This is a genomic window from Adonisia turfae CCMR0081, assembly GCF_011009555.1.
GTDB classification, from domain to species: domain Bacteria; phylum Cyanobacteriota; class Cyanobacteriia; order Phormidesmidales; family Phormidesmidaceae; genus Leptothoe; species Leptothoe turfae.
Genome location: NZ_QXHD01000004.1, coordinates 5,254,860 through 5,273,382, shown reverse-complemented (window position 1 = coordinate 5,273,382; position 18,523 = coordinate 5,254,860). Strand labels below are relative to the sequence as shown.

General features: G+C 44.1%; 13 protein-coding genes and 1 CRISPR repeat array. Of the genes, 11 read left to right on the top strand and 2 right to left on the bottom strand.

Features of this window, described 5'->3' with window-relative positions; translation table 11 throughout:
• Positions 1-631 precede the first annotated feature (631 nt).
• Positions 632-962: a CRISPR direct-repeat array (repeat unit 38 nt; unit sequence GTTTCAATCCCCGTGAGGGGAAGTGGTTGATTGTGACG).
• 328 nt (positions 963-1,290) lie between these two features.
• On the bottom strand, positions 1,291-2,715 hold the full coding sequence (locus tag DXZ20_RS26365; protein WP_163702077.1) for a TIGR03985 family CRISPR-associated protein: 1,425 nt from the start codon (positions 2,713-2,715) through the stop codon (positions 1,291-1,293).
• Between the two features lie 148 nt (positions 2,716-2,863).
• Between DXZ20_RS26365 and crn3 the strand changes: the two genes are divergently transcribed.
• From crn3 to DXZ20_RS26310, 11 genes are read left to right on the top strand one after another with little or no spacing between them, the layout of a single operon-like run.
• A complete protein-coding gene (gene crn3, locus DXZ20_RS26360; protein WP_163702075.1) occupies positions 2,864-3,862 on the top strand; it encodes a CRISPR-associated ring nuclease Crn3/Csx3 in 999 nt (332 codons plus the stop codon).
• Complete coding sequence (gene cas10, locus DXZ20_RS26355; protein WP_163702073.1) at positions 3,844-6,267, top strand: type III-B CRISPR-associated protein Cas10/Cmr2; 2,424 nt, start codon at positions 3,844-3,846, stop codon at positions 6,265-6,267. The genes crn3 and cas10 overlap by 19 nt, the downstream gene beginning before the upstream one ends.
• Positions 6,264-6,971, top strand: coding sequence for an RAMP superfamily CRISPR-associated protein (locus DXZ20_RS26350; protein ID WP_163702071.1), 708 nt, complete (start codon positions 6,264-6,266; stop codon positions 6,969-6,971). The genes cas10 and DXZ20_RS26350 overlap by 4 nt, the downstream gene beginning before the upstream one ends.
• Positions 6,968-8,260, top strand: a complete 1,293-nt coding sequence (gene csx10 / locus DXZ20_RS26345; protein WP_163702069.1) for a type III-D CRISPR-associated RAMP protein Csx10 — start codon at positions 6,968-6,970, stop codon at positions 8,258-8,260. The genes DXZ20_RS26350 and csx10 overlap by 4 nt, the downstream gene beginning before the upstream one ends.
• The gene (locus tag DXZ20_RS26340) at positions 8,261-8,695 is read left to right on the top strand and encodes a hypothetical protein (RefSeq protein WP_163702067.1); all 435 of its coding nucleotides are present in this window, start codon (positions 8,261-8,263) and stop codon (positions 8,693-8,695) included.
• Between the two features lie 3 nt (positions 8,696-8,698).
• Positions 8,699-9,607: a type III CRISPR-associated RAMP protein Csx7 gene (gene csx7 / locus DXZ20_RS26335; RefSeq protein WP_163702065.1), complete on the top strand. Its 909-nt coding sequence runs from the start codon at positions 8,699-8,701 to the stop codon at positions 9,605-9,607.
• An 11-nt stretch (positions 9,608-9,618) separates the two neighbouring features.
• Positions 9,619-10,590 (top strand): RAMP superfamily CRISPR-associated protein, encoded by a 972-nt coding sequence (locus tag DXZ20_RS26330; protein WP_163702063.1) that lies wholly within the window; start codon positions 9,619-9,621, stop codon positions 10,588-10,590.
• Positions 10,587-11,036 (top strand): hypothetical protein, encoded by a 450-nt coding sequence (locus DXZ20_RS26325; RefSeq protein WP_163702061.1) that lies wholly within the window; start codon positions 10,587-10,589, stop codon positions 11,034-11,036. Before DXZ20_RS26330 ends, DXZ20_RS26325 begins: the two co-directional genes overlap by 4 nt.
• Position 11,037: 1 nt before the next feature.
• The gene (locus DXZ20_RS26320) at positions 11,038-12,072 is read left to right on the top strand and encodes an RAMP superfamily CRISPR-associated protein (RefSeq protein WP_163702059.1); all 1,035 of its coding nucleotides are present in this window, start codon (positions 11,038-11,040) and stop codon (positions 12,070-12,072) included.
• Entirely contained in the window at positions 12,072-12,710 is a 639-nt protein-coding gene (locus tag DXZ20_RS26315; protein ID WP_163702057.1) for a hypothetical protein, read from the top strand. Before DXZ20_RS26320 ends, DXZ20_RS26315 begins: the two co-directional genes overlap by 1 nt.
• A 21-nt stretch (positions 12,711-12,731) precedes the next feature.
• Positions 12,732-17,258, top strand: coding sequence for a pentapeptide repeat-containing protein (locus DXZ20_RS26310; RefSeq protein WP_163702055.1), 4,527 nt, complete (start codon positions 12,732-12,734; stop codon positions 17,256-17,258).
• Here the strand turns inward: DXZ20_RS26310 and DXZ20_RS26305 are convergent.
• Positions 17,255-18,196, bottom strand: coding sequence for a hypothetical protein (locus tag DXZ20_RS26305; RefSeq protein WP_163702053.1), 942 nt, complete (start codon positions 18,194-18,196; stop codon positions 17,255-17,257). The two genes, DXZ20_RS26310 and DXZ20_RS26305, sit on opposite strands and share 4 nt — an antisense overlap.
• Between the last annotated feature and the right edge of the window lie 327 nt (positions 18,197-18,523).

The window sequence follows — 18,523 nt, the reverse complement described above, 5'->3', positions numbered from 1 at the left end:
AACTAACGGACAATGCATCGGGCCTTTCCAACGTCAGTCCGTCTATTGTCCTAGATGGAATACCTAGCTAACCTTCCAAGTCGTGTATATCAATAGATTTCGGCTTATTGCACTTCGTGACAGCTACGCTTGTAGTACCCCAGTTACCGCCGTTTATTCCCGCTTCAGGCGTTGATGGCTAGTCGCGAACCTGGGGAATAGGCTGTCACTCCACTACCGGGAGGGAGGGACTTTCACCCTCATCGAGATATCAGTTATCAAGGTTCTATCCTTGTCTCCCATCCCCCAGACTGAGCTGGTTTCGGAAGAACGCATCACACGCCCCGGCTCGTGCGAAATTGGGCCATAAGTCTGAAAGCTATACGGCGTATGAGTAGTTTTGGAACAGAAAACCACGATAAGGCTGAAAGCCTTTCATATCAAAAGTTTCAAGACTCGGTTTTTCGATGCGTTTCAAATCGTAGCGCTGTACCAGTTGAACATAGCCCTAATTGGCACAGAAAAACAGGACGGTATATCAAGGGTTTCAGCCCCCTTCAGCCAGATAGGTTTAATTGGTACAGAAATTAGAAGTGCTTAGCGGGGTTTTCTGTTCCAAAACTACTCAAGGGCCAGCACCTGGGAAATCAACGTTTCAATCCCCGTGAGGGGAAGTGGTTGATTGTGACGATAGACACAAAGCCCCCACTATCACTATGACTTCCGGTTTCAATCCCCGTGAGGGGAAGTGGTTGATTGTGACGGATTCACCTTAAGCTGCCCCGTGTTGATGGCTGCTGTTTCAATCCCCGTGAGGGGAAGTGGTTGATTGTGACGTGACGGCCAAAGCCCTAAGCAGGCTGAGGCTCAATGGGTTTCAATCCCCGTGAGGGGAAGTGGTTGATTGTGACAGGAATCTGGGAATATTCCAAGCATCTCGTTGAGGTTTCAATCCCCGTGAGGGGAAGTGGTTGATTGTGACTTCAATATGCGCGTTCTAGGTTCGGATCGGCTTCACCTCTAAACATACAAGGGGAAGTGGTTGATTGTGACTGCAGCCCATTGAAACATTGGCTGCATTTAATTTTCAAGGTACATTTGCGCGAATCTGCCCCATTATACTCACCAACCGAGTAAATGCACATTTTTTCAGATTCCCTTAACCCTGCCAAACCCATAACCCACAAACATTCCAGAATTTGCGCTAACCCCATAGACGATCAAAATCCCGCTAACCACCTCTAGTAAAGGGTTTCGTACCCCTAAAAGCAGAACACCATTAAAACAGCTACACATCCGCGCACACCAGGCTCATCCATCCCCATAATGCCTTAACTCAGCAGCCACCTCCTCCCGCATTCGCTGACGTAGTTCCAAAGGAGCAATCACCTCCCCCATAGGTCGCCAGTCCCGCAACCGCATCACAATATTAATATCCCCCAACCGTATCCAGGCCCGATAATAAGCATCCTGCGGATTGCGTTGCCCCAAAACCTTCAATACCGTCCGTTTATCAGGCCCCTTAATTTCCCGATTGACCAATCCAGGCAACGCTCCATAGTCAACCGCCTCAAACGTAGTATGCCGCTCCGTCTGATCCACATACCGACGAGCAAAGTCAGGCGGAAAGCGCATAATCAACAACCGCCGGGGCAAGTAAAAATTAAACCCCCAGGCATCTTCTAAAGCAGCGCTGACCACCTCTGACGTAGGCAACTGCCCCGTACGCCGCAGCTTGCGCAAAGACTCAGGCACCTGCGGATCGCCCCAGGCAAGCACCGTCAAACGAGATGACGTAATCCGATCTAAACGATAATTGTGCCAATCCAAGACACCGTTTGGCCCCTCACCATAGGCACTTAAATACTTAGCCCGCCGAGAATAGTGTAAACACACCGGATACACCGTAATCGGCACCACTTTGCCCGCACTAGACCCATAGTCAAATTGAATAATGCCGCTGCCACTACGCCACAGCTGTTCAATTTGTTCTTGCAGCGTATCCACATGCTCCTGCATTTCCTCCGAAAGGATGTAATCTAAATGGAGAAAAATCCGCTGCTCCGGTTCTGCAGTAGCCACCGCCGTCTGACTCGTCATCTGCTCCCTCAATGACTCCACAATCACCGTCAGGTTGGGCTTTACAAAAGAGATAGACTTTAGCGATCGCAACACCTCCCAAGTCTGCGCCTCCGACAAATTCCCCAACGGCATCGGCTCCTGCCTCTGTAAGTTAGGCCAACCATCAGGCTCCACCGTAGAAAATTGCCCCTTACCCGCCAAGGCCAACCAGCCCAGATCGACCAAATGAGATAAATCATCACGAATCGAACGATGCACCTTAGCAAACGGGCAAGTATCCAAAGCAGCCTCTAGAGAGTCTTGGCTCAAAGCACTCAGACCGATAATTTTCTGCCGCCAATCGACTAATGAAAAGGCAGGATCACTGTCCTCTAGCCAGGTCGTCAAGGAACGCTGACAACAGCAATTAAAATCACAATCTGCCGTTAGCTCTGCCACCTTAGCCGTTTCACTAGTCCCATGGGTCGGAGCAAATAGGAGATCACGCAAATGACCATAACGAAACGGTTGGGGCAGTTGGCCAGCCCAGTTATCCGGCCCATAAAGCCGATGTAGTAGCACCCACAGCCGCACCGCCCGAGGCAGTCGCTCCGCCAGACGACCCTTGGCTAACATATTCAATACTTCAGGTGTAGGCAGGTAGTTAAACACCATCAAAACCTTAACGAAAGCTTGTTTTGAAGACCCCTCTTCTAAAGTGTATGCATAATTGGCAACAGTGAAGCGTATTTAGTAAAGCAAAGGGACAAAGGAGTAGGGGAGAGGGGGAGAAAGGGAGCAGGGGAGCAGGGGAGAAAGAGCTATGACTGAAGGATCGATACGGCTGACGTTGAGTCATCATGAGACGACTGAGGGATTGGCCTATCAGTTAATCATTATTGAGTTGACTAGTTGCGATCGGATCATGGAACCTGAGGTGTTGCCCACAATACGTTTGCCCGCTGGTCTGGATCCTCGTAAAGGGGTGGTGATTTATGGCCGTGGGCCGATGTGGCTTTATGCCTATCTAATCCATGAATGTCATCCAACGGTATGGGTGGCCTGCTTTGATCCACGGTTAGGGGCCGTTGTTGCGACGACTCATTCCAAGTTGGTGAGTGTAGGGCAAGTTATTTCTTTAGAGGAGTTAAACATAGAAACACTCCCTATCGAATCTGACCAATTAGGACCTGCATTACTGGTGGTAGGACCGCCCGACAGTGGCAAGAGTATATTCTCTCATCAACTGTTTGTGACATTGGTTAAAGACTATCCGGATATTTATCTGCAACGGGCGCACTGGGACGGAGAAGGGAACTGGATATTGGAATTACCAGAAAACTCAGCTGATAGCGAACGAGAAGCATTTAAGTCGATTTATAAGGGAGGATTAACTGATCGATTTTTTACGTATCAAGGGCAGGCTATTCAAAGTCTTCGTCAACAAAAAGCCTTAGTCATTGTCGATGCAGGTGGCATGGTGCAACCTGAGAAACAATCGCTCTTAAATGCCTGTACACATTATTTAATTATCAGTTCAACCCCTGAAGCAATTGATCCATGGCACAAATTTTGTAAAAACCAGGGAAATTTAAAGCCTGTTGCAGTTATTCACAGTACTTTAGGTGAAACGGTTCAAATTTTGAAGCATGAACCGTTTTTAGAGCTACGTTGCGGGCCATGGATTCATACAGAACCAGCCGTAGTACCCAAGTTATTACTGGACCGGATACAGAGACTTATTACCAAATACGTTAGTCAAATTATTGATTTTCTGTTACTCTCCATTATTCATTCATCACAATGCCTGACAACGCCCTAACGTCGGATATTCAGCTTGCGATCGCATGGTGCTTAACCTGGTCCCCCGATAGCTCCGATCTTAAATCGTTACACCACGCCCTGGCAGAGGGACTAGATCCTGAGGATGCCTCGTTCCCAAAAAATGAGACTTTTGAGGCCAACCTAAAACAGGTCAAGCATTTAGATACTCTTAAGCATCCAGAAACAAAGGAAGATTTAGTAGCCTTAATCAAACAGCCGGAGTATGAAAAGCTTTGGGACGCTCAAATTGGTCTAGTTTACGGCGGTGTTACCAAGGTCAAGGGCTATGTGTTTGAGTCAGCCGACCTGCAAGAAATTCGTGGCGCGTCAGGGCTGCTAGATCGCATTAATTTAATTGACTTACCCGCGTTTTTTCACGCTGAGAAGTCCCCTGAAAAGCGATTTGATCTATGTGAAAAAGCTGACAGCTATTGTAGTGATGTTGTTCGACAAGCTTGGTTAAATGAAGATTTTCCAGACTTATCTACTGCATTGATTCCTCAGCTGATTGTCTACTCCACAGGCGGTAATATTCTTGCTTTTTGTCCTGCTGATGTGGTCGATAAGCTAGCCAACGCTATTGAGAAACGCTACACAACCGAAACCCTTACAGCTAACTCCTGTGCAGTGGGACGTCAATTTAAGGTATTGGAAACTAGCCTGGGATTATTGCCAGGTAATATTTCTCAAGTTCGCTGGCTAGACTGGTATAAGTCAAATCGAAAGCATCCTTTGCTATCTCAGTTATTAGGAATATCGCCGACTAAAGTTAATGCAGGTCTATCAGACGACTATATAAAACAAGCATTCGAACAACAAAAGAGTTTCAGTGAGCTGGTTAGTCAGCTTGCTATTGACTTTGGACAACGGAGAGGCGGGCGTCACACGAGTAAATCTCGCACAAACCGTTGTTATCCACCTATGTTTGAAACTCATCCCTATTTGCAGCGGGATCAGGGGGAACATCGATTGGCAGTATTTCAAGCTGTTAACCAGCCGAATGATCCTGAATCAGGTCTGCCCGGTGAGCCTCATTTTTCAGAATCCTCTGCCCGCAAACGTGTGATGGGACAGATTACTAAGCGGGAGTTCAGAAATAGACAGGCACCTCAGTGGTGGCTAGACTCTAAGCTGGAATGGCCATCAGTAGTAAAGGGTAAAAAATATTATGAGCAAGCTAATGAAAGCTGGATCAAACGGTTTGAAGATTATCTAAAAGAAAAAAGTCTAGCTGAAACTTACTATCCAACTAACAAAAAAGAGGACGATGTTGAAGAATCTCGCTCTTTAAGAGAAATTGCAGATGCTAAACGGTTGAATGGGCCACTGCCATCCGGAGATGTCGCCTTTATCTATGCAGATGGTAACAACATGGGGGGATATATTCGCCGCGAGATTCAGTCGCCTCAACTATATCAAGAGTTTAGTCAGCAAGTCTTTGAAGCAACGACACAGTCTGCCTTTCTTGCTTTACATGAACATCTAAAGCCACGAAGATATAAGCCAGATGCAAGTTCTAGTCGTCGAAAAAAATCAGAAATTTGGCTATACCCATTTGAAATAGTAGCCATTGGTGGAGACGATGTGCTGTTAATTGTTCCAGCAGATAAAGCTCTTGAGGTTACTGAGACTCTATGTGAATTATTTGAGCAACGCCTCAAGAAACTCTCTAGCATCGAGGCAACCTATAAGCCAAGAGAGGTTCACCGGTATCATGCTGATGCTTTACCCTCTGGCAAGGATCAGGGTGAATTGAGCATGTCGGCAGGGGTATTAATCACTGCTCAAAATACGCCTTTCTATTACGCTGAAGACCTGACCAGTCAGCTAATGAAGTCAGCGAAAAAACGAGCTAAGAAGTTACGAAAAAATCACTACTATGGTGGCACCGTAGATTTCTTAGTGCTGCGCTCAGTCACCATGATTTCGTCTAATGTCGATCAGTTCCGTAAAGAAGGTCTGACATTCTCTCAACCAGGTAAACCCACCCTCAAACAATATGCAGCTCCCTATACCCTGCACGAGCTGAGAGGATTATTGAAAACAGCTGGGGTATTAAAAGCGGCTGATTTTCCACGATCGCAACTCTACCAAATCCGTAGTCTGCTAGAGCGGGGCAAACAAACCGCCATGCTCAACTATCGTTACTTCCGCTTACGTCTGACTAATCAACTGGCCCAAGCAGAGCTAGCAGAGGTATTTGAGCGGGGTTGGTGTCAGCCAAAAGATGCCAACAATAACGGTAATTTAGCGCCTTGGATGTCTTACAAAGAGAAAGATTCTGAAACCAAAAAGGACCGAACTGCCTATGAAACTTTGTGGCGTGAACTGGTAGACCTATATCCATTTGTAGAAAAAGCATCAACTACTGAAGCTGTTCCAGCAAGGAGGGCTCAACGATGATTAGCTTAGCAACACTCTCAGCTCAAGCACCCCCTGCGCCGTTATCCATTACTGCCGTCATCGATACGGCCCTATGTGTGGGTGCGGGCGGTTCGACAGGTTCCTTAGCCGATAAACCCATTATCCGTAATGCTCAGGGACAGCTATTGGTTCCAGGTTCTCAACTTAAAGGCCGACTGCGCCACGAGTGTGAAAAGCTTGCTAGGGGTTTAGGTTGGGCTGTATTTGAGTCACCATCAGCCCTATCCCTTGACCCTAGAAACAATAATGTGCGCCATTCCACTCTGGAGAGCGTTGGTGATTATCCTGGCCAACACTGTTTAATTTCCCGTATTTTTGGCAATCCAATTTTACCGGCCAAGATTTTGGTGGATGATCTGATATGTCCTATACCCAAAGAGGAACTTCCTGAGGTACTGAGACCAGGAGTCACTATTAACCGTCGTCGTCGTGTCGCTGAAGATCAAAAGTTCTTCTTACTAGAAACCTCGCCTGCTAATAGCCAGCTAGAGTTTCACGGTGAGATTCATCTATTACCAGACCTGCCGCCCCAAGCAATACCGCTAATTTTGGCTGGACTACGGCATATTCATGCCCTGGGCGGGAGTAAATCGGCTGGACTGGGCTGGCTCACCTGGCAAAAAATTGATGCTCCAGAACCGGACTGGAGTCAGCTAATTCCCACTGAAGGAGGTGCTGAATGAATCGTATAGAGTTAACCATTACGGCTAAGTCGCCCCTGGCCATCGGTCGGAAAAAGCCAGGTGGGTCTGTCAGTGAAGTGGAAAGGTACATTCCTGGATCGGTACTTCGGGGTGCGATCGCGGGCAAAATCCTGAGTCTAAAGGGTGATGAACCTATTGAAGACAATGATGACTTTAGTCAGTTATTCACCTCGGACAAACCGGCCATCTTTCAAAATGCATATTCAGCCGTTGCCCAGATCACTGCAGATGAACTGAGTGTTGTAGATGCTCCAGTGTGGGTTGTTCCAGCGACAGCAGTCAGTGCCAAAACAGGGGGAGGGTTTCTGTCTGGTGACAACAGTGGTGTTTTTGATACGCTCATTGATCGATTTTTAGCGGAGAACGTGGGCTATCCCTATGAACCCACAGACCCCAGTGCTGATAACGGCAACAACCAGGTTGATACCGTTAGTGGGTTTTATAGCTATCAAGACAAACAGCACTTTGCTCACACGGTTACCACTCGCTTTCTGACACGGGTGGGCATTAACCGCAGACGAGCCGTCGCCGAAGACCAGATCTTGTATAGTCCTGAGGTAATCAACGAGTCATTTTTGACAAACCGTCGAACCCAATCACCTCATTGGGAGCCTATCGTTTTCCGTGGTTCTGTGCTGGTGCCCAACAAAGACCTGGCTAATCGCCTGATCGAGTTTATTAATAGCCAATCGTTTAGGCTGGGTAGCTCTGGGTCCCGTGGTTTGGGTAAGGTCACCATAGACGCAAAAGAAACTTCCATAGAACAGGATTTAGACACTCGTCTGGACTCATTCAACACAGCCGTAACCAGTCGCTGGCAAAATTGCTGGTCCATTTTGTCTAACCCAGACATCAGATCTCCGCTAACAGATACTGAAGGCAATAACCTCACATTCTTTAGCGTAAGTCTGCAGTCAGAAGCAATCTTGACCGAGCAATGGAGACGTACAACCGTTATCTCACCAGCTATGCTCGAACAATTGAGCTATGCACCCGATAATGCATCGGTGAAGCCTTGCGGTGTTTACAGTAGCTACGGTTATCGTTCCGGTTGGAACTCAGCCTGGGGGCTGATGAAGGACCAGGAATTGGTAACCAATAAGGGTAGTACCTATTTGTTTAGTACAACAGCGTCTCAACAGGAATGGCTAGAGGCCCTTAGCCATATAGAGACTAATGGAATTGGTGAACGTACAGCGGAAGGATACGGTCAGGTCAGAGTGTGTCATGAGTTTCATCATCAGGCTATGAGGGAGGAGCTAGCGTAAATGAAAAAATCACTTGCAATTCAAAAAGGCATTCGGCAGGCAGAGGATGACATCGTCATCGCAATTCAAAAAGCCTTAGATGATTGTGAATATCCCACGTCTGGTAGAGATAAGCTAGAAGAATCTCAGTTTCGTAATCTAGTGCGGGTGGCGGATACCACCGACAGTGCCGAGGTGGTGAAGAACTTCCTACGTTATCAGGTGGGTCGAGAGCGCAAATGGGGGCGAGGGGAGAAATCTCTAGCTGAACGGATTATTCAGGATATTGATAATCGATTAAAGTCTGCCTCCACCGATATTTTCCAGCAGATCCAAAATCTTGAAGATGATGAAACTAGCCTGGACCAAAAAGGTATTTGGATGGAGCTAATCCGTCGTTACCTTGGCTATGGGTCTCGTCATCTTAGATATCTCAACACTATGCGGGAGGGTTAAGCCATGTTTGATGTATTCAAAAATCGTCTGGAACTCACGGGTACCCTTACCACGGTTACCGCTCTTCGCATTAGTCAGGGTCGTTCTCTAGAGCCCATTGGTTCTGATTTACCAGTGGTTAAAGATGCTTTAGGCCAACCTTTAATTCCAGGCTCTAGCTTTAAAGGAGCATTACGCTCTCGTCTAGAAAGTTTTCTTAGGGGTGTTACGCCTGCCCTCGCCAATGATCCATCGCAGCTAGTCAGTCGTGACTTTACTGAACGGGTCAAAGAGCTAAAAGAGTCACACAAGGATGATGATGCAGCTCTATCAGCGGAGCTAGAGAAAATAACTGATGCAGCATCAAAAGTGTTTGGAGCCCCCTGGCAGGCTAGCAAATTTCAAGTGCGAGATTTAACCGTTAAGCCAGACACCTGGTTTGGCCAGTACCATGAGCGAGATGGAGTTTCCATTGATCGTGATACGGAAACTGCTGCCGATGGACGGCTCTATGACTTCCAGGTGGTCCCTGCTGGAGTCCAGTTTGAGTTCAAAGCTATTTTTGAAAATGCCGATACGGTTACCATCCAAAATCCTGATACAGGCCAGGATGAAGAAATCGGCTATTGGGAACTGGGCTTGCTAATGGTGGGCCTGCAACAGTTTAAGATGCAGCAGATCCCCCTAGGTGGGGGATGCTCCCGAGGATTAGGTGTTGTTGAGCTAGAGATAGATAAAGTGGTTTGGGTAGACCCTGAAGGAGACCCCACAGCACTGCTGACCTACATGCAGCATCTAGCCACAGGTGACCTGAGTGATTATGAACGAGTAGACGAATTCTTTGAAGGATTAAAAACAGACTGGACCAGTGCCCTGGTGAGTTATATCCCCTGGGAATCTCAAAATCTAACAACTACTGCAGTGGAGGCCTGAGAATCTGACCTATGCATAAGCGATTTGTAAACCATTGCACCATTGAACTCAGCTTGACACCCCAAGGGCCAGTATTGATTAAATCTGGCAAGGAAGGTGCAGACCCCACTAAACCAGACATGGAGTTTGTTGAAACATTCCATAACGGTGGACGTTCGATTTACTTTCCCGGCAGTTCCCTTAAGGGGGCGATTCGTGCCCATGCTGAGCGAATTGTTCGCACCATTGGCTCTAGTGAACGGCCCAGGGATTTGCCGAGCGGCGATGCAGATACTCCCCGACCTCTATGGGCCACCGATCCTCTAGATCGTAAGAGCTATAGCTACATAGAGAAAGAAAAGGATACTCAGAAAGTCTATCGTTGGTCATCATTTACCGATCAGCTATTTGGCAGCATTGCGATTTCTAGTCGTCTGCGCATTGAGGATGCCTACCCGGTAGATCCTAAACAAGTCAAAACTGAAGAACGTAACGGGGTGGCCATTGACCGAGTCTTTGGATCCGTGGCAGTCGGCCCTTTTAACTATCAGGTTTGTACTGCAGGAGAGTTTCGCACCAAGCTACACCTGAAAAACTTTAGTCTGGAGCAGCTAGGACTAATTGGTCTGGTATTGCGAGACCTTAACGACGGTTGGTTTGGTCTAGGGTTTGCTAAGTCTCGCGGTATGGGGTTAGTAGAGGTCAACCTTCAAAAAGCTACCGTTGAGTATCCAGGCTGTGTTTTACAGGGTGAGCAAATTAGCCTGCTAGGCAATAGCCAACAGTGGCCCCATACATCACTGATTGGAGCGGGAGCTTTTCTAGACAACTCCGAGCGTCAAAAATATGGCTTCCCTCCCGACGATGTTCAAGAGACACCGGTTGGAGCCGAAGAGATGGATTATGGCCTGGGAGTAAAACTCACCTGGGAAGGCGATCAAGTCGGGGACCTATTTACACGAGCAGTTACATCCTGGCGACAGCGTTTGGAGGTAGCCGCATGAGTGAAGCAACAGCATTTGTAGGAACAGCCAATAATATTAATCAAGGCATTCTTCAGTCGCTGATTGGCCATCATGTAAGTAAGCAAGCCTGGCGGTTTTTAAGATGGCCAGATAGAGTTGAACTGCTTGAACCAACGGAAGCAATTGATTATTCATGCCGCGAAGGTCAAGTGTTTAATCAGGATTGCGAACTGCGTTGGAAACGTCAAGGTGACCACTACAGCGTTTTACTATTATCTGTTGCTGAAAATTCTGAAGGTGAAGAGACACTAGCAGGAGTTGGTAACAATTGGACAGCAGAAGAGCGTAATGCCAATTTTTATCCTCCTACAGAAACCCGTTTTCCAAGAGGATTAGCGTATTCTGAGAAACTTGATATTGGTCAGCGGTACTTTATTGATAAGGACACTGGCACCGTTCACTTTATTGCATTGAGGGTGAAATAGTATGGCTAGACCTAATCGCCCAGTTCTTAAAAAAAACTCTGTTGATGATGAGGGTCCAGACAAGCCCTATGAGCTGGTTCCATTTCCCAAGCAGCGACCAACCCTCAAAAAGCCCGTTGGTCATCATCGTTATATCGACGATGGCTATCACGGCACTCTCCATCTCACACTTAAGGTGAAAACGGGGCTCCATGTGTCTACGGGCATTACGGCTATGGGGCGTGATGTGGACAGCCGAGTACCGCTGATAAAGACCATGACGCGGAGTCAGGATAAACAGCTGATTGTTCAAGGTAGTTCTCTCAAGGGCTGTGTTCGGGCCATTTATGAGACGATTACGAATAGCACTTTGGCTGTGGTGACTGGGCGATATCGACAGCAAATGCCAAGGGATCGGCTACCCTGTCGTAAGAAAGATAGTCTTTGCCCAGCGAGTCAGGTGTTTGGAGCTTTGGACTGGCAAGGATTGGTGCATTTTACCGATGCCACATGTGAATCTAAAAAGGCTGTGACAGGATTTATGCCCTCACTTTATCGGCCTCGGCCTGATGAAAGGAGAGCTTACTTTAACCGCAATGAGGCAGCTGGACGTAAGTTTTATTATCACGCGACAGCGGCTGTAGATGGTGGCAATCGTGGTATTCCAGTGCAGCAGGCGGGTACAGAATATAGGTTTAAGACTGATCTGCAGTTTTTGAATCTGTCTAAGGCTCAGCTGGGGGCATTGTTGATTGCCCTTGGCCAGGATGAGAAACATTCTATGGCGTTAAAGCTTGGGGGTGGCAAGCCAGTGGGCATGGGGACCATCGAGGTGGAAGTCAGTGCAATTGATGTGACTCAAAATGTACGCGATCGCTACACCAACTACACACCGCCTGAAGCAAACAAGCTGACAGGAAAGGCCGTCAAACCCTTTATTACAGATGTGACCACAGCAGCTAAAACAAGCAAGCTGATTGAAGCACCTCAGCTAGAGGCACTAGCAGAAGTTTTGGCCTGGCCAACGACTCGTACCGCTCCGGAGGGGATGTATTGATGGAAACGGACACAACGCTGACGGACATTAAGCTGACGGATGCTCAGTGGCAAATTGCAGATGCGATCGCACGTCAGTTGGTAATCGATAAGACTGACGTAAACGAACTACGTAAAGCAATTGCCTATCTGCGCGAACATCTGGACCGTGAGCAGGCGGGTAAGTACTTCTTTGACTATCTCAAAACCTTAGTCCGCCAGGGTAAAACCATTGGCCACAGTAAGCGCACAGTTGAGTACTACCGCAGCTTAGATGATGTGTGTAGTCAGTATCTGGTTAACTATCAGGACGATGCCCCTGTCATGCTGCACCTGCTGGGCTGGGCCGCTCGGCTGGTTCAGTATTATGACAAGGGAGTTCCCACAGGAGAAATTTCCAAACCTGAGGTGATATCAGAGCGTGAGGCAGAACTCAAAGCAGTAGCGGCAGCTAATACTTTTGAGGTCGGACAACAATTAGAAGCCACTGTTACTGCTATTAAGGGTAATAAAGTGACTTATGAGTTACTTGGCAGTATTCGTTTAACAGTGAAAGAACCTAAAAAAGCAGGAGGGCTCAATATTGATCAGAAAATTATAGTCAAAGTCACGCAACTCAAGGACGATGGATCACCTAAAAAAGTTAGGACTATAGATTAATACTGGTGGTAGGTTATAGGTATGTCTGTCAGGCTTGGCAAACTTTTTGAACTAGACAATCTAGAAAATAGTGTTGAAGCATTTGGAAAAACAATTGCTCTGGCTCAATTGGGGCAACAGCCTCAAATCATTGGGTTAGGAGCCAACATCAGTCGAATAGCTGGCCTTACAAAACATTTAGCCGATTCTCCCAAGGTTGAATTGGCTGCTGGGATTGCCGAAACTATTGTGCCATTTGCAAAACTAGCAAAAGCATTATTTGAATATATTCAAAAACAGAATGAACCGAACAGCTTTGTTGAATGTGCTGTTTTAGTTTGCTTTTGGGCTTATTTAGAAAATATCAAAGAATATAGCCACAATCTAAAGCTTTCTCAAAAGACACAGAATAAAGTATTCAAGCCTAAAAAAATAAGATCTAATGAGATATCAGAAGCTGAGGCAGAAAACGCACTTTCGGATTTTCCTACCTCTAACCTAGCCAAAATATTTCAGAATAAAATTCTTACCCTCCTCTGTGAACAGAACGTTTCTTTTAATGAAGCTACTTGGCTTACAGAAAAGGCACGATGGTCAACTCAGATGAAAATTTTAAAATTCTGGAATGGCCTTCCCGAAGACAGTCGCCTATTTGGACAAGTGTCTTTACGTGACTGGCAGCAGGAAAAAAGCAATGCTAGGAATATCCAAAAATACTTAAAAAACCATATACAAAAACCTTTAAAGATAACGACTCTTGAAGGAAAAGAGCCAAATCTTTTACTCAATGAACTATTTATTCCTCTTGAAATAGAAGAAGAAACGTATGTTCAAAATAAAGACACTCCAAAAAATCACTCTAATGTTAATAGTAGAATTAAAGATAACCTCTTGGATGAAACAAAGAAAGTTATTTTTATTGAAGGGGTTTCAGGACAAGGAAAAACTGCCCTATGTAAGATTCTAGCCAGTGAAATAGGTTCAGAAATATATCCTGCTTACATACCTGTTTTAATCGACTTTCAGGATATAAGAGCCATCAAAGCCACATTGCAAGAGACATTAAACACATGTCTTTCTCTTTCTAGAAACACTTTTTTTGGTTCTAATAAAGACTGGTTAACTGACGACAGCAGAAGATTTTTAGTGATTTTAGATGGCATTGATGAATTAGTAACAGACTCTATTGAAGAAGCGAATGAACTAATATATGAGATTATAAATTTTGTAGATGATAGCGAAAATAAATTTCTAATCACTGGTAGGAACATATATCTGAGATTTCTCAGTGATCCTTATATACCCAAAGATCATATATCTTTGCTCAAGCTCAAGCCGATGAGTCAATCCTTAAAGTTTGATTGGATAGATAAATGGTCTAGAGCCGCCGTCATAAAGGAAAAGATTACATTAACACAGTCAATTTCTCTAAATAGAATTTCTACTTTAGCCAACGATTTCGTCAAGAACTTATATTTCCTCTTACTATTTTCGTCGCTACACCTAACATCTCATAAGTATCTCAATGAGAAGGATCTAAAACCACAAGATAATTCTTTGAGGAAAAGTAGTTCAACGAACCATACACCTAGAGCTGAAATCAGTGATCTGTTAGATGAATCAATAAATCAACAACTAAAAAGGATTTTAGTTTTAAAGAGGACTTTAGAGATTGAAAACCTTTCTCAACTTGAAGAGAATCTTGCTATTCAAGTTGAGCTTGCTATTCAAGTTGAGAGTTTTATCGTCGATAAGGAATCTAAACAAACTAAAACTTTTAAGTTAGTACCCCTCATAATAGGGTTAAAAGATTTGTTAAATGTTTTAGGGTTAGCATTCTTGAATGTAAGTTCTGATTCAACAAAAATAACAAGGCCAGAAGAATGGAGATTGCTGATCAGTGATCTGGCACAACAAAGGAAACTGATAAATAAGATTACAGAGAATATAGATATCAGTAATAGACTTAAAAATAAACTAGGGGAAGATAATTCAAACGATGATCACATAGGTGAATTCAAAAAGCTATTTAAAAATAAATTAAAAAGTATCTTCTCTGATTTTTCTTTAATTTTGGATTTTTATTATCCCTTAAATTCTCAACAACCCTTTTTAGAGAAAGATTTCAGTGAATTATGCCATTTAATAATACAGCAATTGAACTTGGCTGAGAACTTCAAGTCCTTTATAGCAGACAATTGCCCAGAAGACATTAAGGAAGCGTTTTCAACTGATCCGCTTTCTCTCTATTTATTGGCAAGTTTATATAGAAGTGACTCGACTATTGCAAATAAATTAGTTCAAATTCAAGAGTATGAAGCACGATCTATTATATATCAGAAAACTATAAATCTAATTTTTGAACGACTCAACAAAAAGAAAAGTTGGCATAGACATAGGGAGAATCTTAATTTAACTGATGAAGATCTCAAGCTTATACTCAGACATATTGGTCAAACGATTGTTCAATCTGGAAAGCTATCGATAGAAATATCAAAAGTAAAGAAATCTCTTGAATCAGAGAGTAGGGAGGTTGTAAATAAATTTGAAAACCTCGACTTTGAAAGCCTATTCAGCAATTTATTTTCTAAATTTAATATAATTCTATTCGATAAAAATTCAATAGCGTTTTCTCATAGAAGTTTTAGTGAATTCTTCTTCGCTGAATATATCCATAGTCAGTTTCTTTCTTGGGTTGAAATTATAGAAGGTGATGACTTTAGAGTAGTTAATCAAGCCTTAGAAGAATCTTTATATAGCCTCCTGGGTTATGGACTTCTTTCCCAAGAAATAATCAATTATGTGGCGGCGACCTTTGATAAAATTGAAACCAAAAACTTGATATCTCTCTTTGAAAGACTTAATACCTATTACTTTAGCTGGTGTAGTGGTAATCAATTTGAGTATGATATTTCCTCTTCTTCAGACTTAAAGCCTTGGCATACCTTCAGAAAAAAGAGCGAATATCTAGATCGGAAATTTAATCTCCAACACACTGATCTTTATGTAGGTTCTAATGTTTTATTGATATTAACAGAGATCCATAGATATGCTTCAAACAAGAAATTAGGTTCGCAAATAGAATTTTATCCTTGCGGTTTCCTAGAGGACAAATATAAAAAGTATCGAGATAATCTTTCCCGGCTTCTTGGCTACAGTCGGTGTCTCAGCATAGGTAATCATAGTGACTTGAGTTCTCAAAACCTAATTCAAACTGTTGGTCAGTACTTTTACGGATTGAATTTAGCGGAAGCTCGTTTGAAAGGGGCAAACCTTAATAGCTTTAACTTGAGTGAAGCGAATCTAAGTAATGCAGATTTAAGTAGAGTGAGTTTCGGTGATATAAAACAACAAGGTGCAAACTTAGTTGGAGCAAATCTCAGTAGTTCAACTCTTATACTCAGCAATTTATCACATGCAAAAGTTAACGAGGCTGATTTTCGTGACGCTGATTTAGGTGGTGCAAATTTAAGCGGTTTAGACCTTAACTCAGTTTATTCAGTCAGTGGTGCTAAGCTTCAAGGTGCTAATCTAAGTGGTTCGACTTTGCAGGGTGTTGATCTTAGTAAAGCTAATCTTTCTGGGTTAGATCTTAGTCAGTTTGATCTCTATGATACCGACTTAAGCTATGCAAACTTGAGTAATACAAATCTAAGTGGCTTAGATTTTAATAAAATTCGTTCCGTTAGTGGTGCTATTTTCAAAGGGGCTAATCTGAAAGGTTCCATATTAAGAGGTGTTGACCTTCGTAAGGCGAATCTTTCAGGGTTAGATCTTAGTCAATTTAATCTGGATAATACAGATCTGAGCGGTGCAGATCTAAGTAATACAAACCTTAGCGGTTTGGATTTTACCAGAGTCCGTTCAGTTAGTGGCGCAATCTTCGAAGGAGCTACTCTAACGGGCGCGGTTTTGAAAGGCGTTGACCTTAGTAAAGCTGATCTTTCTGGGTTAGACTTACGCAGATTTGACCTTGAGGGTACTGATTTCAGTCAGGCAAATTTACAATCAACATACTTGGTAGAAGCTATCTTAAAAAATGCAATTTTTAGAGACGTAGACCTAAGTTATCAAGATTTCAGAACAACTGATTTAAGCGGAGCTGATTTTACTGGTGCCAAATTGATAGATACAAAAGCTCATGAGGATTTGGATAATGTTGAAATAATTAGTGTTATATCCTTACAAGGAGCAAACTTAAGTGACGCAATACTTAGCGAGCAAAATTTATCTGATATCAATCTTTCTGACGTAAATTTGAAAGGAGCTGACTTAAGTAGCTGTATTCTAAAGGGGCAAGACTTTAGAGAATTTGATTTCTCTGGTGCAGACTTTCAAGATGCTAAGCTCGAAAACAGTGATCTTTATCTCGCAAACTTAAGTAGTTGTGACTTAAGTGATACTGTTTTTTCCAACGCTAATTTACAATCAGCAAAATTGGTAAAATCCTCTTGTCTTAGAACCAATTTTTCAAATGCTAATTTAAAGAACGCTGATTTAAGTAAGGCTGATCTAAGTGAGGCTATTTTTGAAGGAGCTGATCTGGCTAATGCTATTCTGGAAAATTAAGAAATAGTAGCTTTCCGATCGCCAAACGCCACATAAGCCGAATCCACCACTGCCCCCATCAAACTAACCGGCGTATTCGCCGACGCATAGTACCGAATTTCCGGAAACGTAGTCGTTAGCTTATCAATAGCAGCCAGTCGTCCAAAGCCGGGTCGCACATAAGCAACAATAATCGGATTGCCAATCCTCAGCTCCACCAAGCCACGAATAATCTCATTTACAATTCTGTCTCGTTCCTGGTAGGCCTGTCGCCGCACCTCATCACTCTCATGGGATAGACCTGGCAGGTTCAACAAGTCACAATTAACAAAATCAGCTACCAGAACACTACCAAACCGCCCCTCCGGCTTATGCTGACTATCCCAGCGACGTACATCCAAAAAGCCACGATTTTTTAGCAACTCATATTCTGTTATTGTCTCGCTCACTGGCTGAGGCAAATAGTAATCAATGACTGTACCGGTAATAATCTGTTCTGTTTGTAGTGTCTTCTTCAGATTATTAGACTCTGCAGCTATCAACGGTTCAATACTATTTGTCAGTTCTTGCCGGACAATGCGCGTGGCCATCTCCTTAGCATCATCCAAACTGTTCTTAAACAGCCAGCCCCCAACAGCACTTAATACAGCTGCTAGCCCTGCCAATACCGTCAGATTCCATTTCATTGCATCGATGTACTGCGAAAAGCTAGCCGTCAGATCCTGATTTTCCTGCTTAAGAAACTCTATCTGAGTGTTTAGCCCATCACTGAGCAGCTGATTCGTCTGCTGAAGCGACTCAACCTGAGCTTTTAACACCTCTAGTTCCTGGGCTAAGTCAGACACTGTTGAGGCCGGTGTTTGAGCTAGCACAGTATGCCAGAGCGAAGCTATTGCATTGATGGTGGTAGGTACATCCATGGGCGTTAGCCAACGACAAGCCTGATAATCATAGGCCATAGCGCCATCAAATGCTTTAGCACTAACCGTTCTTTAAAGACCTAGACAGACTCTAAGGAGTTCTGGCCCAGCTCTAAAGCAATGAGTGATTGATGATGAATGGTCGATAAAGGAATTTTTATTTGCTTACAGACCGTCTGACACCTAAATTTCATCGTTCCACATTCCTACTTCTGCCTTCTCTTCTGTTTCCATCCCCTCGCGGGGTAATGGAATTTGAACAATATCTTGAGTTTGCTAAAGGAGCTGGAAATATTGTTTCCGTCCCCTCGCGGGGTAATGGAATTTGAACTACTAGACGAAGATTATTATGCCAATTCTGGGCTT